The organism is Pseudoxanthomonas sp. X-1, assembly GCF_020042665.1.
GTDB lineage: Bacteria > Pseudomonadota > Gammaproteobacteria > Xanthomonadales > Xanthomonadaceae > Pseudoxanthomonas_A > Pseudoxanthomonas_A spadix_A.
On sequence record NZ_CP083376.1, the window covers coordinates 1 to 16,888 of the forward strand.

Annotated in this window: 16 protein-coding genes; 7 read left to right on the plus strand and 9 right to left on the minus strand. The window is 67.8% G+C overall.

Annotated features, from left to right (window positions below):
• Positions 1-176 precede the first annotated feature (176 nt).
• Positions 177-467 (plus strand): hypothetical protein, encoded by a 291-nt coding sequence (locus LAJ50_RS00005; protein WP_224096622.1) that lies wholly within the window; start codon positions 177-179, stop codon positions 465-467.
• A gap of 296 nt (positions 468-763) precedes the next feature.
• The gene (locus LAJ50_RS00010) at positions 764-1,402 is read left to right on the plus strand and encodes a DUF2306 domain-containing protein (RefSeq protein WP_224096412.1); all 639 of its coding nucleotides are present in this window, start codon (positions 764-766) and stop codon (positions 1,400-1,402) included.
• A 203-nt stretch (positions 1,403-1,605) separates the two neighbouring features.
• Here the strand turns inward: LAJ50_RS00010 and LAJ50_RS00015 are convergent, their stop codons facing one another.
• The gene (locus LAJ50_RS00015) at positions 1,606-2,124 is read right to left on the minus strand and encodes a MarR family winged helix-turn-helix transcriptional regulator (protein WP_171044683.1); all 519 of its coding nucleotides are present in this window, start codon (positions 2,122-2,124) and stop codon (positions 1,606-1,608) included.
• Here LAJ50_RS00015 and LAJ50_RS00020 point away from each other — a divergent pair.
• The gene (locus tag LAJ50_RS00020) at positions 2,099-2,842 is read left to right on the plus strand and encodes an SDR family NAD(P)-dependent oxidoreductase (RefSeq protein ID WP_138655158.1); all 744 of its coding nucleotides are present in this window, start codon (positions 2,099-2,101) and stop codon (positions 2,840-2,842) included. The two genes, LAJ50_RS00015 and LAJ50_RS00020, sit on opposite strands and share 26 nt — an antisense overlap.
• A 593-nt stretch (positions 2,843-3,435) precedes the next feature.
• A complete protein-coding gene (locus tag LAJ50_RS00025) occupies positions 3,436-4,839 on the plus strand; it encodes a hypothetical protein (protein WP_138655156.1) in 1,404 nt (467 codons plus the stop codon).
• 125 nt (positions 4,840-4,964) lie between these two features.
• Here LAJ50_RS00025 and LAJ50_RS00030 read toward each other — a convergent pair whose 3' ends face one another.
• Positions 4,965-5,864 carry a nuclease-related domain-containing protein gene (locus tag LAJ50_RS00030; RefSeq protein ID WP_138655154.1) on the minus strand — a complete coding sequence of 300 codons (900 nt, stop codon included), beginning with the start codon at positions 5,862-5,864 and terminating at the stop codon, positions 4,965-4,967.
• Between the two features lie 169 nt (positions 5,865-6,033).
• Between LAJ50_RS00030 and LAJ50_RS00035 the strand changes: the two genes are divergently transcribed.
• Complete coding sequence (locus LAJ50_RS00035; protein ID WP_343227922.1) at positions 6,034-6,672, plus strand: DUF2306 domain-containing protein; 639 nt, start codon at positions 6,034-6,036, stop codon at positions 6,670-6,672.
• Between the two features lie 114 nt (positions 6,673-6,786).
• Here the strand turns inward: LAJ50_RS00035 and LAJ50_RS00040 are convergent, their stop codons facing one another.
• From LAJ50_RS00040 to LAJ50_RS00055, 4 genes are all read right to left on the minus strand, one after another.
• Complete coding sequence (locus tag LAJ50_RS00040; RefSeq protein ID WP_138655150.1) at positions 6,787-7,239, minus strand: hypothetical protein; 453 nt, start codon at positions 7,237-7,239, stop codon at positions 6,787-6,789.
• Positions 7,172-8,143: a peptidoglycan recognition family protein gene (locus LAJ50_RS00045; protein ID WP_138655148.1), complete on the minus strand. Its 972-nt coding sequence runs from the start codon at positions 8,141-8,143 to the stop codon at positions 7,172-7,174. The genes LAJ50_RS00040 and LAJ50_RS00045 overlap by 68 nt, the downstream gene beginning before the upstream one ends.
• Positions 8,144-8,345: 202 nt before the next feature.
• Positions 8,346-8,858, minus strand: coding sequence for a GNAT family N-acetyltransferase (locus LAJ50_RS00050; protein WP_171044682.1), 513 nt, complete (start codon positions 8,856-8,858; stop codon positions 8,346-8,348).
• A 299-nt stretch (positions 8,859-9,157) separates the two neighbouring features.
• Positions 9,158-10,051, minus strand: coding sequence for a type II toxin-antitoxin system RelE/ParE family toxin (locus LAJ50_RS00055; RefSeq protein ID WP_224096413.1), 894 nt, complete (start codon positions 10,049-10,051; stop codon positions 9,158-9,160).
• A gap of 385 nt (positions 10,052-10,436) precedes the next feature.
• Between LAJ50_RS00055 and LAJ50_RS00060 the strand changes: the two genes are divergently transcribed.
• Complete coding sequence (locus LAJ50_RS00060; protein ID WP_138654182.1) at positions 10,437-12,101, plus strand: diguanylate cyclase; 1,665 nt, start codon at positions 10,437-10,439, stop codon at positions 12,099-12,101.
• 495 nt (positions 12,102-12,596) lie between these two features.
• Here LAJ50_RS00060 and LAJ50_RS00065 read toward each other — a convergent pair whose 3' ends face one another.
• Entirely contained in the window at positions 12,597-13,214 is a 618-nt protein-coding gene (locus LAJ50_RS00065; RefSeq protein ID WP_205961545.1) for a glutathione S-transferase N-terminal domain-containing protein, read from the minus strand.
• 285 nt (positions 13,215-13,499) lie between these two features.
• Positions 13,500-14,408 (minus strand): LysR family transcriptional regulator, encoded by a 909-nt coding sequence (locus tag LAJ50_RS00070; RefSeq protein WP_138654184.1) that lies wholly within the window; start codon positions 14,406-14,408, stop codon positions 13,500-13,502.
• A gap of 134 nt (positions 14,409-14,542) precedes the next feature.
• Between LAJ50_RS00070 and LAJ50_RS00075 the strand changes: the two genes are divergently transcribed.
• On the plus strand, positions 14,543-15,244 hold the full coding sequence (locus tag LAJ50_RS00075) for an SDR family NAD(P)-dependent oxidoreductase (protein ID WP_138654186.1): 702 nt from the start codon (positions 14,543-14,545) through the stop codon (positions 15,242-15,244).
• A gap of 10 nt (positions 15,245-15,254) precedes the next feature.
• Here the strand turns inward: LAJ50_RS00075 and LAJ50_RS00080 are convergent, their stop codons facing one another.
• Positions 15,255-16,655: a hypothetical protein gene (locus tag LAJ50_RS00080; protein WP_138654188.1), complete on the minus strand. Its 1,401-nt coding sequence runs from the start codon at positions 16,653-16,655 to the stop codon at positions 15,255-15,257.
• Positions 16,656-16,888: the final 233 nt, after the last annotated feature.

Consider the following 16,888-nt stretch of genomic DNA (forward strand, 5'->3'; position numbering starts at 1 on the left):
GACCGAACGCGTTGATCTCATCGGTGCAGCGCGGAAACCGAGAATCGGGCAATAAGCCAATATCTGATTTTCGGATATCGAAGGGGACCCGATAACTTCGATTCGCGGACGCGCTGTCCGTCATGTCGAGGAAGCAGGCCGTGACGCCTTCGAAAGCCTCCAGAAGGGCTCCTAAGATCAGAGGGGTTATCACCGCGCCGCCCAGCGCGAGCTACGCGTTCGGCGCGACACAGGCGCAGATCGATCGGTTCCATCAGCTGCTGCGCACGATCAGCGCGCATAGCGACATGGTGGCGGTGTGCGCGGGCGCGCAGCTGGACGACGCCAGCCTGAGCACTTTGGGGGAGAGCATCTTCCATGCGGCGCACGAGGTGCGGGTGCTGGTCGATACGATTTATGCGCAGCGGCTGCGGGGCGGGGAGCCCTGGCCGGCATCGGCGCTCGCGGGTTCCGCTCCGCCCCCGTAAGCGGCCGGCGCAGCGAGGGGGCAGCGCCGGCGTCGGCCATCCGTCCCGGATGAGGACGGTCACGGATGAGCTGGCCCGCAATCCCGCGTAGCATCGGCGGCAGCACCGCGCCGCTGAAGCGCGGGGACACCTTGCGATCCGTCCGCCTCGCCGCTTCTTGTTCTGGTGGGGGTGGGGCTGGTCCGCAAGGCCAGGTGATCTCACCTGCCGGCGCCAGGAAACCAAGCACCGGCAGCACCGCGAACGGGAGTCGCGCGATGGCATGGGAAGGCAGGCGGAGCGGGCGAGGGATCTCGGTGGCGGCCTCCGCGGCCGTCGTGCTGGCCCTGGGCTGGCTGGGCATCGGCTTTCTGCATGCGGCGTACCTCAAGTACGCCGCGCTGGATTCGCCGGCGTACGCGATGTTCCTGCTGCGGCGGGGCTGGCTGTGGTGCCATCTGGCCGGTGGCGGGCTGGGCGTGGTGCTGGGCTTGGTGCAACTGCTGACCCAGCGCTGGCCGCGGCTGTGGCGCGTGCATCGGGTGTCGGGCCGCGTGTACTTCGCCGCGATGCTGGTGGCCATGGTCGGCGCGGTCGGCCTGATCGCGACCTCGCCGGCACCGACGGGCATCCGCGTGGCCTTCGGCTCCACCTTGCTGGCGTGGCTGGTCACCGGCGGTGCGGGCCTGGCGGCGATCCTGCGTCGCAACGTGGCCGCGCATCGCCGCTGGATGCTGGGCGCGTATCTGGTCACGCTGGCCCCGGCGGTGTTCCGGCTGTCGCTTGCGGGCGTGGTGGCGCAGGGCGTGGCGCCATCGCCGGACCTGATCGCGTGGATGCTGTGGGGCAGCTGGGCGGTGCCGCTGTTGCTGTATGCGCTGTGGCTCAGGCTGGCCGGCGCCGCGCATCGCGGGTCATGGGCGGAGGGCGCCGCGCTGCGCCATGACCGCGCGTAGCTCAGGCGTTTGGCAAGCGCATCCGCCGGGCGGCCTTGTCGGGTTGACTGCGTGCCCCCGTCCCGCGCGGATATGGGTGTGTTCGGTGGACACGGCGCTGATCGCGCCGTGGGTGTGACGCTGCTGGCTTGAACTCCAATCCATCCGCCTGCTGAGGGATAAAAGCCTTGGCGCAGGGAAAGCTGGAGGCAATGCCTAGGTGGTCAGGGCGACGGATCGCCCGCCCCAAGCCGCGCCACCACGCGCCAGAACGCGTCGGCATCTTCCGGGGGCACCGCGTCGATCAGGACGCGCCGCACGGCGTCGGCGTGGACGCGGCGGGCGTCGCGGACGGCGTCGCGTCCGTCGGCGGTGGCGACGACCTGCCAGTTGGCGGTCGAGCCTTCGCGGCGCAGCAGCCCGCGCGTTTCCATGCGGGTCAGTTGACGCGAGAGCCGGCTGCGCTCCCAGCCCAGATCATCGGACAGGCGCTGCTGGCGGATCTGGCCCGCGGGCGTTTCGACCACGCGCGTCAGCACGGAAAAGTCCGCCGCCGACAGGCCCGTGTGTGCGGTGATCTCCGCGACGACCGCGGCCATCACGGCCTCGGTGGCGCGCTTCCAGGCGATCCATCGCTGCATGTCCTGTTCCGAAAGTCTGCTCATGCGCATCCCCGCCTTGTTGACATGGCAACAATAGCGGACGAATGCTATTGACATGACAACACAACGCACGGTGCTCATCACGGGCGGCACGTCCGGCATCGGCCTGGGGCTGGCCAAGCGCTATGCCCAAGGCGGCGCGCGGGTCGTGATCACCGGCCGCTCCGCCGAGCGCCTGGAGCAGGCGCGGGCCGAGCTGCCCGGCTGCGTGACCATCGCCGGCGACCTGGCGCGCGCCGACGCGCGCGAGCGCCTGGCCGACCGCATCGCCTCCGAGCTGGGCGGCCTGGATGTGCTGGTGAACAACGCCGGCATCCAGCGTCGGGTGGACATCGCCCACGACACTGCGGCCTGGCCCGAGCGTCAGGCGGAGATCGATCTGCTGTTCTGCGCGCCGATCCACCTGGGCACGCTGCTGGTCCCGCTGCTGCGCAAGGCCCGCCAGGGTGGGCAGCTGGTCAACGTCACTTCAGGCGGCGCGTTCAATCCGCAGACCTTCGCGCCGGGCTACAGCGCGGCCAAGGCGGCGTTGCACAGCTACACGATGAATCTGCGCCGGGCCCTGGCCGGGGCCGGCGTGACGGTCACCGAGCTGATCCCGCCGGCGGTGGCCACCGCCCTGGCCGGGCCGGGACAGGCGCACGGCGCGGATCTGGACGCGTTCTGCGATGCGGTGTTCCCACGCATCGAGCGCGGCGAGGCCGAGGTCGGGTTCGGCCCCACCGACACGCCGGAGTTCCGCGAGCGTCTATCCGCCGAACATGCGCGGTTCGAGGCGTTCGCGCGGCGTAACGGTTAGATGCTCGGGCTGCGCTTCATGCCGGCGTTGCGCCTCGTCGTCTGCGGAACACGAGTGAGGCAGCAGGCAGTGCCTGGTTGTCGATGTTCTGCACGTTCCATGCCGGCATCGGCGCCCGTAAGGTTCCACTCCGCCCGCGTAAGAACCGGTCGTATCGAGGGGGTGCAGCGCCAGCCTCGCCAATCCGGCCCGGATGAGAAGGATAACGGACGAGCGAGCCTGCAATCCCGCTTAGCATCGGCAGTAGCACCGCGCCGCTGAAGCGTAGTGGCACCTTGCGATCCGCCCGCCTCGCCGCTGGATACTGGCAATGTCGCTGTCATCGGGAGATCCTCATCTACTTCATCATCTTGTGCTCTTCGAGAATCCGAAATAGATGCGAGTAAATGGAGAAAGACATGCTTCTATGCGAAGGATAAAATTGCGGATACCTAGCCAAGACGAATGATCATCTGTGCTCATCAAACGATCCACCGAAGCACCATAAGGAACACCGGGATTGCAATTGCATTTTATGCGATTGATTAATTGATCAAGGAGTGACTAACTTGCTAGTTACAGTGGCCTTCCCAGTTAAAAACTACGTTGAGCTCATGGAAAGCTGGCCGGTCAGGGCTGGAGATACATCGCTGTTTCTAGAATGTGAGTCCGGTGTCGTAAAAATGGTATGCGTTTCCTACTCAGGTGTCGGAATCGAGAATGCACCACAGCTGGAGGCCTGTTCAGAGTCGAGCCCTGCAGCCAGGATCAGCTTGCCTGGAGGCATATATATAGAATCAACTGTAGAAAAGCTGATGGAGTGGCAAACTGTACTTTCAGGCCAACAAGTGTTCGACTTAGATTTTGACAATCCTCAGTTGAGATTTAGGGCTGAAAATCCTTCAGAGGATGGAATGATACCGATTACTTCCTTTGGAAGCTCGCGTGGCGAGATACTAAACGCGGCATTAGATTTCGACGCGATCGGTAAAGCTTTCTTGGTCAACTCAGTTGATCACGTGCGAGTTGAGTCGGTAGCTCACTTTCGTGAAGGTAGAATTGCTTACGCTTCAGGAAGGCACGTGGACGCCTATAATAATTACTATCTGTTTTTGGAGACCCGGTACTGTGATGGAAAATTTGGGAATGAAAGACAGACGAAGTTGCTATGCCAAGTTCCGGATTTCTTGAAGTATCTTAATGAAGCGATAGTTTACTTTCGGCAAGAGGCGACGGAAAAGCAGCCGAGAAAATCAAAGCATCTGGAGGAAGTTTTCAAGCCGGATTCGACGGCGTACAAAAAAATTGAGTCTCTCGTATTACTGCGGGGGCACCTACGACATCATTCATTAAAAAGCCCCCATCGATGGAATCCAAACAGGCAGCAGGAATACGAAATGCCTGCAAGATTTCTAGGTTTGGTGGTTGGCAATATAGTGTTGTCTGAGTCACTTAGAGATATTTACGACCCGGTCATTCAAGAAAAGTTCCGAGATATCTCCTCAAATGCTGGGCTCAAGACGGAAATTAAAGTTTCAACCTATAGGATTGATAGAAAGCCCACGTTGGTCGTGGATATGACATTCCCGACCACGGTCACTTCCACTCGACTTTGTCTAAGGGCTACGCGCGACACCATTGATCTTTGCGAAAATAAAGAGCAGTTGTCAGATACAACGAAGTTAGCAGCGGAAGCTAATGGACTCGAATTATTTGTCGCCGAAGTTGGCATTTGGGCGTATACGGTGACGCGATCAGTAAAAGGAATGCCGGAACGGAACTACATTAGATGCGTTTTTGAATACCTGAAGGCGGGGGCCGTACTGAGAGGTGAGTTTAAGTTGCCGATACAGCGTAGCACTATAGATGTTCTGTCTGGATGGCGACTACTTGAGAGCTGTTTTGACTGGATTGAGAACAGAGATCCAACTACCCGTATCGTGACTTTGAGGATCTTCCTTAACGAGTTCGAAAGCCCTCTCATTCGTTATGCAGTTGGAGCTCAAGTAAAGCGGTGAACACTCTAGATATTTTAGTCGACCGGTTAAATGCCGCTGATATATGACCTTATAACCTCTCGCAACATAGGACGGGCCCCGCGCAATAGCTGATGATTGCTTCTACGGTACGCACATATCTGTGATCAGGGCCGTGGCTCTGCGGGCGACGGATAGCGATGCGTGATCAGCTGGCCGATGGACTTGCGGACTGATTGGGGGAGGGGCGTGCCTGACCCGATGCGCAGCATGAAGCTACTGTTGGTGCAGTTATTGACCAGTACTCGAGGAAAGACAGACTTCTCACTGTCCACATACCAGCCCGGCAATGCTACCACCGGGATGACGCGCACCTGTTCGATGCCGCCTTCGCGCAGATAGCTTTCCAGCCATCTAGCTTGATAGTCGGCCTGCTCGATCGGCTTGATCTCGGTGTGCTGGGGGAAGAATAGCTGTTGGTTGTCGTAGCGAACCCGAGCTGACGCCTTGCCACGTTCTGCTGGCTTGCGGCGAGACTTGGTTTCGATCGCGAAAACCGCGCCGGGTGCGACCACGACGTGGTCCAGGTTGAATCCGTTGGCCGGGACGTCGTGAAAGACCATCGCGCCTTCGGCGATCAACGGCGTCAGGCATTGCGCGACGGCCAGCTCTGCGTGAAGTCCGTCCAGTGCTCTGCGGCGTGCCCTCGCGTGGTGAATCATGCGCCATAGTGCGAAGGCCAGCATCGCCCCCAGCACTACAACGAACATCAAGTCGCCCATGCCGAACCGGATCTTCGTCCAGTCGATACCCGTCTTGTCGATGCGCGCGAGCAGCCAGAGGGCCAGGAAGGTCGGACCGGCCACGGAGATCATGCCGGAGAAATCCAGCAGCTTCTCCTCGTGGCGCGCGATGCGCCGGCGCAGGCCGTCGCCTGGGAGATTGACCAGTTGAATGTTGAATGGAGCGCGCCGGCGGTCGAGTGAGCGCAGGAAGCGCCAGATGAGCAGGCCCACAACTACGAGTAGCATCGGCAGCAATACCGCGCTGCTGAAGATCAGATACATCACTGGAGCTGCTCCTTGCTGCACTTCGTCCTAGCTGGGAGTGTGGAGCAGACGATGGAGTCAAGCAATGGCATCTGGCGGCGTGAAAGACCGGGGTACTGGCAGAACCGCGAACGGGAGTCGAGCGATGGCATGGGAAGGCAGGCGGAGCGGGCGATGGATCTCGGTGGTGGCATCCGCTGCAGTCGTGCTCGCCCTGAGCTGGCTGGGCATCGGCTTTCTGCATGCGGCCTATCTCAAGTACGCCGCGCTGGATTCGCCGGCGTACGCGATGTTCCTGCTGCGGCGGGGCTGGCTGTGGTGCCATCTGGCCGGTGGTGGGCTGGGCATCGCGCTGGGGCTGGTGCAGCTGGTGACGCAGCGCTGGCGCGGTGCCTGGGCGGTGCATCGCTGGTCGGGGCGGGTGTACTTCGGCGCGATGCTGGTGGCGATGGTGGGCGCGGCGGGGCTGATCGCGACCTCGCCGGCGCCGCTGTCGATCCGGTTGGCCTTCAGCGCGACCAGCGCGGCGTGGTGGGTCACGGCGGGCTTCGGGCTGGCGGCGATCCTGCGGCGGGATGTCGGGACGCACCGGCGCTGGATGCTGCGCGCCTATCTGGTCACGCTGGCGCCCGCGGTCTTCCGGCTGGCGCTGGCGGGCGTGGTCGGCGCCGGGCTCGCGCCGTCGCCTGGCCTGATCGCCTGGATGCTGTGGGGCAGCTGGGCGGTGCCGCTGCTGCTGTATGCGCTGTGGCTCCAGCTGGCCGGCGTGTCGCGGCGCGCCGGATCGGGGATGGAGGGCGCCGCGCTGCGCCATGACCGGGCGTAGTCCAGGCGCTCGGCAGGCGCATGAACGTGGGCGGGTTTGTTAGATCGCCTGAGGACTGGCCGAGCCGGGCCACCCCATTCAGAACATGTCGCTTGTTGCGTCGTGGGCGTCGCGCTATTGGCCTGAATTGTTGTCGGGCATCATCAGCACCAGCGGCGTACACGCGCTGGCGGAACAGCCAAAGGTGCGTACCACGTTGCCACGGGTCCACGTCGCGGTGGCGGCGGCATTGATCGCATAGGACCAGGTCTTGCCTTCCGCCTGCAGCTGGCCGCTGATCGTGCAGGGCAGCGCGTAGAACGCATCGCCCGTGCCGTCCGGATACTCGCGGCTGGCGCCGAAGAAGCGCGCGACGCCTTCGCGATCCAGCTTCCACGCCTTGCAGGCCGCTTCCAGTCCCGGATCCGCTGCACGTCCCGCGTCCGGCACGTAGACCGACGTGCCCACGCTCAGCACCTGGACGTTGTCGCTGCCTGCGGCGGCCGGCGCCGCGCCGGTGTCAGCGGGTCGGGCCTGCGGGATGTTGCACGCCGCCAGCAGCGGCAGCGCCAGGCACGTACAGGCCATCGCCCTCGCCCGCAGTCTTGTAGGAAATGGTGTCGTGCTTGTAGATGTCATGGTTGTCCAATCCATACTGCTGCTGCAGCACGCCGACCAGGCGATGGATCGAGGCGGTCTGCTCGGCGGTCGGCGCGTCCCAGGTCTTGGTCGTCGCGTTGTAGGCGCCCACGACCTCGATCCCGATGCTGTCGCTGTTGTTGGGATAGCGGATGGGATAGGGGTTCGCGTTCTCGTGGCTGTTGATGGCCGTGGGCTTGAAGCCGGTCTGCGCGTGCCAGGTCTTGTCGGGCTCGATCAGCGTGCCTTCCTCGGCGCCGCGCGAGCGGATCTTGCCCACGTGCCAGGTCTGGTGGTCCAGGCTCGCGGTCTGATAGATCGTGCCGTCCTTGTCGATCAGGAAGTGCGCGCCGGCAGGCTGGCCACCGGCGTTGTAGCCATCCAGCGTGCTTTTCGCCGTGGAGGATTCGGTGCGGTGCATCACGATGGCTTCCGGCGAGGTCAGCGCGCCATGCTCGAGCGCGGTGACGCGCGCATTGCGGATCTCCGGGACCGTGAGCATGCCGTCCTTGTCCACCTGGGAGGCAGGCAATGCGAAGGGACGCAGGCTGTCCGCCGCGGGCGTCTGTGCGCTCGAGGTCGGCGCGCTGGCCCGCATGGGGTCCGCCCCATAAGGCGGCGTATAGGTGGCGAAGACGGAGGGGACCTTCGCGGACGGATCGCCGAGCACCACCTGGCTGATCTGCTCCGGGAAGCGCGGGTCCGCCTTGACCTGCGCATAGAGTGCGGCGGCGACGTTGGCGTTCTGATCGCCCTGCCAGCGGTGCAGCCCCTCGACGCCCCGCAGGAGTTGCTGATACAGCGCGTGGTCGGGGTGGGAGGGATCGCTGGGCATCCGGTTCGGATCTGCCATGTCAGCTCCTTTGCATGGTGGGGTGCGTCCCCTTGTTTCGATACTAGCGCACGGGATCGATCGCCCGGCGGGGCCAAATCGAGATGCATGTCCCCGATTCGCCGCTGCGCGACGCGGTGCGACGGACGTGGTGCAGCGGGTCTTCGCGGCGCAGTGGAAGCGCGCGCGGCTGTCTGCGTCGACCGGCCAGCCGCTGGCGACCTCAGGCCTCGGAGAGCGTCGCGCTGCGCACGTAGCGCTCCACCGGCTTGCCGTGCAGCTCGGTGTTGCCGTCGAAGCGCAGGCCCAGGCGCTCGGCCACGCGCCGCGAGGCGATGTTGCCGGGGTCGATGAGGGCGTGGACCTGCGGCTCGCGGCGGGTCTGGAAGGCGTAGTCGAGGACGGCGGCGGCGGCCTCGCCGGCCAGGCCCTGGCCCCAGAACGGGCGGTAGATGCTCCAGCCCAGTTCCAGGCCGTCGCGGCCCTCGCGCAGGAAGGCGCCGACATGGCCGGCCGGCTCGCCGCCCTCGCGCGGCGTCACCGACCACCAGCCGGCGCCGTACAGCTGCCACATGCCCACGTGCGAGCAGAAGAAGCGCCAGGCGGTGGGACGGTCGACGACGCCGAGGAACTCGGCGCTGATCGGATCGGACAGGTGCCGGGCGAAGGGCTCGAAATCGCTGGCGCGGTACTCGCGCAGGATCAGCCGTGGCGTCTCCAGCAGGGGAACGGTCACGGCGGAGGCGGGCGTGGCAGGCGACATGGAAGCGGGCCGATCGGGCGGGTGAGAAGCCGTATTGGGCCAGTCGGTGCCGATCCGGTGCAAGCGTGGTGCGTGGCTTTGCGGTCTTGCGCATGCGAACCGAGGGCCTGCTCGCTTTCTGATCAGGCGAGGGGTTCGAAGCTCTGCATTCGTGCGCGAATCGCGTGCGTGGGCGTCGAAGCGAAGGCGCCGGCATGCCATCTTCGGCCTCATGCCACCGGCCAACGCGCGAGCGCACGCTTGATCCGCCGCTCGCGCCAACCCGCCCACCCTCAGCGATACGGCCCCGGTCCCTTCCACACCAGCTCGCCGCGGTGATACACGCGCTGCATGTTGATGATGTCGCGCGAGTCGCCGATGCCCTTGAGCTCGGGCGAATCGGGCGGCAGCGCGCGGCACGGGCCGGAGCCGTTGCGCAGCACGATCTCCAGCGGGCACACCATCAGGTACTCGGTGCCGGGCAGGGGAATGAAGAACTCCTTCATGCCCTGCGCCATCCAGGTGCGCACGCGTTCTTCCACGCGCGGTTCGTAATAGGCCTGGTAGCCGCCGACCGACAGGCTGGCGCCATCCATGCCGCTGTCGCGGCCGCGGCCCTGGTTGAGCGCGGGGCTGTCGTCGAAGCCGGCGTTCTCCGGCGCGCTGTCCTGGGCGATGTAGCCGGGCGGGTGGCCCCAGTTGGGCGAGCGGCGGTCGGTCGGCGGCGGGTTGGCCGGCGGGCGCGTGGACGCCTGCGGCGGGGTCTGCGCCGGCGCGGGCACGGGCGGGCTGGGCGTGGCGCTGGGCGCGGGCGTGGTGTCGGCCTCGGTCAGCAGCGGGTCGGCCGGGTGGTCCACGCGCGTGGTCTGCAGGCGCGAGGCCGGCGGCGGCTTGCGCGCGACCTTCGGCTTGGGCGGGACCGGCGTGGGCGGGGTGGGCTGGCGCGAGGGCGGCGGGCTGGGCGGGGCCGGATCGGCCGGCGCGGTGCTCTCGCCGATGAAGTCCACCCGCGTGCGGCCGCCGGCCGGCGCGCCCTGGGTGGTTTGCACCACCGGCACGTCGGCATGCAGCAGCACCCACAGCATCAGCAGGTGCAGCAGCAGGCTCAGCAGCGCGCCGACCCAGGGGTCGACGCGGTCATTCCAGGGCCGGGTCCGCGCACGCGCGGGGTTCGACGCGTCGCTCATGCCGTCGGTGCGTCGAAGGGGCGGGACTTCATGGCGCTCTGGTGCGTGCAGCGGTGGGGTGTGCGCATCGTAGCGCGCCGGCGCGCGGCTTCCGTGGCAGGCGTTGACGCAAGGTCGCGCGGGTCGGGGCGGGCGCGGGCGGCGCAATGGCGTTCGCGCCGGGCTGCCCGGCGCGCTTCGGGAGCCGGGCGTGGCGCGGCACGGCGGGGCCAAGACATGCTCTGGACGCGCAGTGTGCGATCCACGTATACGACAGCCGTTGGATCGATGCGAACCCGGCGCGGAACGGCCCGGGTGTCGGGAGGAGCGGCGAGTGCAGAACGAAAGCGTGCAACACCAGGACTCCGCGAGGGGCCCCGACCTTGGGCAAGCTGCCGACCTGGCGATGGCGCCGTTGCGCGGGTTAGCCTGCGTCACCGATCGCGCCGGCCGCCTGCTGCAGCTGGGCCAGGACCTGCGGCGGCTGACCGTGGCCGATGAGGCCGAGATGCCGACCTCGCTGCTCGACCTGGTGGCGGTGCAGGGCCGGCCCGGGCTGCGCAACGCCCTGGATGCGCTGGCGTCCGACGCCGCGCCGCAGGCGCTGGAGCTGCCGCTGCGCACGCCGGCCGGCCTGCGCTGGTGTGCGTTCGAGGTCGGCGCGCAGCCGGCGCTGGACGGGGGTACGCCCACCCTGCTGTGGCAGGGCACCGACATCCACCGCTACAAGCAGCGCATCGCCGAGCTGGAACAGCTGACCACCGCGCAGTCGCGCATGCTCGATGTCAGCCAGGACTGCATCAAGATCATCTCCCTGGACGGCCGCCTGCTGCACATGAACCGGGCCGGCTGCCAGGCGCTGGGCGTGGCGGCCGACTCGGGCTTCGGCATGCCCTGGCTGCCGCTGCTGCCGCAGGACGTGCATCGGCCCGGCGCGCGGGCCCTGGAGCGCGTGCGGGAGGGGCACGCCGATCGCTTCACCGGCCGCAGCGAGGTGGAGGGCGGTGCGCCGGAATACTGGGACAACCTGCTGACGCCGATGCTCGACGAGGCGCAGCAGCCCACGGCGATCCTGTGCATCTCGCGCAACGTCACCGGCGAGCGGCTGGCGCTGGAGGCCGCGCGCGACAGCGAGGCGCGGCTGGTGGTCGCCGCCCGGGTCGGCGGGCTGGGCATCTGGGACTACAACGTGTCCGAGGATCACTTCGAATGCGACGAGACCTGGTGCCGGATCATGGGCCTGCCGCCGGGGCAGGCGGTGTCCACGCTGGAGGAGTTCCGGCGGCTGATCCATCCGGACGATCGCGAGCGCGCCACACAGGTGGAGACCCTCGCCGCCGAGATGCTGACCGGCGCCAAGCAGTATTCGACGGCCTACCGCATCGTGCGTCCGGACGGCGAGGTGCGCTGGATCCGGTCGGCCGCGCGGATGGAGACCCGCGGCGGCGCCGCGCCGCGCGCGGTGGGCTTCGCGGTCGATGTCACCGATGCGATGCGCGGCGAGCACGCCCTGCGCGACGCCAACCGCCGGCTGCGGCACGAGCGCGATGTCCTCAGCCGCGAGGCGCAGGAAGACGCGCTGACCGGCGTGGCCAACCGGCGCGGCATGGACCGGCAGCTGGACGATCTGTTGGCCGGCGCGGGCGGCGCACCGGTGTGCGTGGGCATGATCGACCTGGACGACTTCAAGGCGTTCAACGACCTGCACGGCCATCTGGAAGGCGACCGCGCGCTGCGCCAGGTGGCGCAGGCATTGGGCGAAGCGGTGCGGCCCACCGACCTGGTCGCGCGCTATGGCGGCGAGGAGTTCGTCTTCGTGCTCGCCGGCACGGCGAACCCCGAGCCCTTCCTGCGGCGCGTGTTCGAGCGCGTGCATGCGCTGGGCATCGCCCACGCCGGCACCCAGGCCGGCATCCTGACCATCAGCTGCGGCTGCGTGGTCTGCCACGACGCGGCGCCGGACCAGGTCGAGACCATCCTGGCCGCCAGCGACGCCGCCCTGTACGAAGCCAAGCGCCTCGGCCGCGATCAGTACGTGATCGTGCGCCAGGCGCCGGCGCCGGAGGGATGAAGGGCGCGGGGTTGCGCAGGCTGAGCGGCTGCTCGACCTCGTAGGCTGGCGGGCAGCTCGAGCTCGCAGGCAGGCCGAGTGCGCGATCGCAACAAGGCCTGGGTCGTGCTGCCTCCCCGGCATTGAAGCCACTGACAGACCTTGAGCCGCTCACGCACCTCCTGCCGTCGCTCCCGCGAAAGCGGGGCCCAGGGACTTCCGCATCGAAGCGTCGACGTCCATGGATTCCCGCTCCCGCGGGAATGACGGATGGGGAAGAGCTTGGCAGCGACGGCGCCGCGGGCCGTTCTGCCTCAGCACCGAGGAATTTGCGACCAGCGCAGCGCATGTGGTTGGAGCCGACATGCCGGCGATGGGGATCTCCCGGGAAAGCCCGTCGCCGCCATTGGCCGAAAAGGCCACAAGGGCGGCTCCCACAAGGGCGGTGGCTGACAGCCGGCAGCCAATCCCTCCCGACATTCCCGCGTCCGCGGGAATGTCAGGCCCCTGTCGTGCTCAGCGCCCGCTCGAGCGTTCCAGCACGGTCTTGACGGTGGGGTCATGCGCCATGGCCTGCATGAAGCGGGCCAGGTTGGGGTACTTGCGCCAGCTCTCGCCGGCCTTGTCCGACCAGCGTGCCATGACGAAGGCGTAGGCGTCGGCCACGCTGCGGCGGCCGGCGTAGACGTGGTCGGTGTCGCCGATCAGCGCGTCCAGGTGGGCCAGCACGCGCGCGATGCGTGCGGGTGCGGCGTCGCGCACCGCCTGCAGGGCCGTCTCGCTGGCATCGGTGGTGTAGCGCTCGGGGGTGAAGAAGGGCCAGAACGCCGGATGCATGTCGCCAGTCAGGAAGGCCAGCGTCTCGTTGAACACGAACTGCGCCTCGATGCTCGCATCGGCGCCGAGCCCGGCCTCGGGATGACGCTGGACGATGTACTGCAGGATGGCATCGGCCTGGGTCATCGCGCGTGCACCGCCGATGTCCAGCGCCGGCACCGTGCCCAGCGGATTGATGGCGCGGTAGGCGTCCGCGTGCTGGTCGACCTTCACCGCCTCGTAGTCGGCACCGGCCCATTCCAGCGCGATCCAGCAGGCCAGGGCGCAGGTGCCGGGGGCGTAGTAGAGCTTCATCATGAGACTGTTCCTTGCGTATGGCCGGCGGGTGCGCGGCGCATGATTCCACGCGCCGGGTCGACCTGCTGTCGTCGGGTGCCCTGCGGCGTCGCAGGCGCGTGCCATCGAGCGTGGTCAATGCGGATTCCGAGCGTTCCAACTGTCGTGCCGTCCGCGTCGTCCACTGTGCTGCTGGTCGGCGACCCGCGCGGGCGGGCTCATGCGGGTGCCGCCGACCTTGTAAAAGGCGGCAGCATCAATCCTTGCCGTGCCGGTCGCCTGCTCATGGTGAACGGTGCCGCATTCCTACGGCTCCCGGCATTGCGCCAGGACCAGCTCGCGCAGCCAGCGATGCGCCGCATCGCCGTGCAGGCGCGGGTGCCACATCTGCGAGACGGTGATGCCGGCCAGCGGCACCGGCAGGCCGAAGGCATGGAGCGACGCCCCGTCCGCGGTGCCCTGGCTGGCGGCATAGGAGGCGGGCACCAGCGCGATCAGGTCCGAAGCGCGGGCCACGGCCACCGCGGCGGGAAAGCCGGGCACCACCGCGACGATGCGACGCCGCAGGCCGAGCCGGGCCAGGGCGTCATCGACCGGGCCGTGGTCGCGCGCATGGCGCGAGGCGACCACATGGCCGTGCGCGACGTAGTCCTGTGCCGTGACCTCGCGCGGCCTGGCCAGCGGGTGTCCCGCGCGGACCACGCCGACGAAGTGGTCGCGGAACAGCGCCTGCACGCGCACTTCCGGACCCATCGCGTTCAGCACGCCGATCTCCAGGTCGGCTTCGCCCGCGCGCAGCGGCGCCGCGGTCTTCTGCGGCTTGGCCGCGAAGCGCAGCTGCACGCCAGGCGCCGCGTGCGCGACGGCGGCGATCAGGCGCGGGCCGAAGGCCTCGATGAAGCCGTCGTTGGCGCGGAGGGTGAACACGCGCTGCAGCGTGTCCAGGTCGAGTGTCGTCGGCGGTGGCTGCAGCACGGCGCGTGCGTCCTCGACCGCGGTGCGCGCACGGTCGCGGAGCGCTTCGGCATAGGGCGTGAGCACCATCTGCCGGCCAGCGCGCACCAGCAGCGCATCGCCGGTGGTGTCGCGCAGCCGGGTGAGCGTGCGACTCATCGCCGAGGGGCTCAGGCCCAGCCTGCGCGCGGCGCCGGCGACGCTGCCGCTGGCCAGCAGCGCGTCCAGGGCGATCAGCAGGTTGAGGTCGGGGGCGGACATGGCGTGCGGCGGCGGGTCGGAGACGCGTGCATGCCGTGCACTCTATCAATGCATGCCGTGCGTCTTCCGCATGCGTGGGGCCGCTCCTAGCCTGAGGGGACTGGCGCACGGCGCCGCACGAGTGGAGTGGCACCATGAAACCCTCATCCAATACCGTCCTGCTGATCGGCGCCTCGCGTGGGCTCGGCTACGCGATGGGGGAGCAGTTCCTGGCGCGCGGCTGGCGGGTGATCGCCACGGCCCGCGCGCATTCCACCGAGCGCCTGGACGCGCTGTCGCGCCGGCATCCCGGGGCGTTGCGCGTGGAGACGGTGGACATCACCGAGCCGGCGCAGGTCGCCGCCCTGCGCGCACGCCTGGAAGGCGAGGCGATCGACCTGCTGTTCGTCAATGCCGGCGTGGTCAATACCGATGACGACGCGATCGTGGCAGACGTGGCCACCGACGAATTCCTGCGGCTGATGCTGACCAACACCCTGAGTCCGATGCGCGTGGTCGAAGCGCTGCAGGACCTGGTGCCCTCAAGCGGCACGATCGGGCTGATGTCCTCGGGCCAGGGCAGCCTGGCCAACAACACCCGGGCCGGGCATGAGGCGTACCGGGCCAGCAAGGCGGCGCTGAACATGTGCATGCGCAGCTTCGCCGCGCGCCATGCCGACGACCCGCGCACGCTGCTGCTGATGGCGCCGGGCTGGGTCAAGACCGACATGGGCGGGCCGGATGCGCGGCTGACCATCGAGGAGAGCATCCCGAACCTGCTCGACACCATGGAGGCGCAGCGCGGCCGCGCCGGGCTGCAGTATCTGGACTATCTGGGGCGCACGGTGCCGTGGTGACGCAGGCGGCTCAGGCGTCGGCGGACTTTGCGGTGGGCGGCGGAGCGTCCTGCGGGTCGTACCAGAACGGGATGAAGTAGTCGCGCTGGCGCTGCACGCCGCGCTCCCCGCCGCCGGCGTTCCACAACAGGCGCAGGTCGTGCCGGCCGGGCGTCTCGCCCTGCAGATCGAGATAGCCAACCAGGCCGCGCATGCCCAGGTCGCGACGCTCCATCGGGACGAAGCCGGTCAGCGCGACCGGCCGGCCATCCAGCGTCACGGTCCAGATCTTCGCCAGGCATGCGACGGCCTGATCGGCGGCGGCGCGGCCCTGGGCCGCGTTGCGGCCGTGCGCCAGGGTTGGACAGGCCTGCTCGGCGCGCGGATTGTCCAGGCGCGGGCGATGCGGGATGAACACCCGCAGCCGTCCCTCCTCGATGCGGTCGGAGGGGATCATCGGATAGCGCAGCATCACATCGTCCGGCCCGCGCATGGATTCGTAGTGGGCGCTGAGCATGCCGTGGTCGACCGCCTCGCTGGTGACCACGCGATAGCGGCTGAGCAGGGAGAAGCTGGCCGAGGACACGATCTGCATCCCGCCGATCACCATCGCCGCGGAGAGGACGAGGAAATACACCGCGCTGAAGCCGCGGTTGCCCAGATTGCTCTGCAGGGTGAACTGCACCGGGCCGCCCAGGCGCTGCAGCGCGATCGTGGAGAACACCCGCAGCAGGCGATCCATCGCCCGCTCCAGCCCTTGCGCGGGCTGATCGCGCTGGGCGCGGCGCGCGACGAGCTTGTCGAGCACGAAGATCGCCATGCCGCCCAGCAGGAACGCGACATAGGGCACCGCGAAGGCGATGAACGTCGCGCGCTCGCTGTCCTCGAACAGGAGGCCGATCAGCGTCGCCGGGATCAGCAGCCCCAGGCCGAGCACGCCGATCCACGCCAGCGTCAGCGCGACCAGCACGGTGGTGGCGAACAACACCGAGGCGGTGCGGTCGACGCGATCGATCACCCGGCCCAGGTCGCCGATCGCGCCGCGATAGAAGCGGCGCGAGACGGGCCCCATCGCCGACAGGCGCTCCCAGCGGATGCCGCCGGGGAAGTGCGACTTCAGGCCGACCAGGCCGACCCAGTAGCCGCGGATCGCCAGATGGACGAGGAAGGCGAACCCCAGCGCGTAGCTCAGTCCGACGCCGATGTTGAAGGCGAACTGCAGCACGTACCAGGTCGCGCCCTCGGCGTGCAGCTCGCTGCCGACCCAGGCCTCGAACAGGCGTGGCGGCAGCGTGAGCAGGGCGAAGGCGAGCAGGCCGGAGATCAGCAGTTCCAGCTCGTCGGTGCGCTCGCGCAGGCGCTCGAAGCTGATGCGGCGGCCCGCAGGCATGTCGGCGTCGCCGTCCTGCACGGCCTGGTCGGTGTGGCTCATCCTGACTCCCCGGTTCCCCGCGGGCGAGTGTAGGGGCGTCCCGCGTCGGCGGATAGGTCGCGAGGTGCCGCATCGGCAACGGCATGCGTGCGATGTGTCGCCGGCGCCATGTCCATGACACTCGGCATCGGCGGGGCGGGCCACGGCGCAATCACGGCGCCAGCGCTCCCGCCCGCGGATCGCGGCCGCGGGCAGGATGCGGAGTGGACGGGCGCCCGATGTCAGATCGGCGG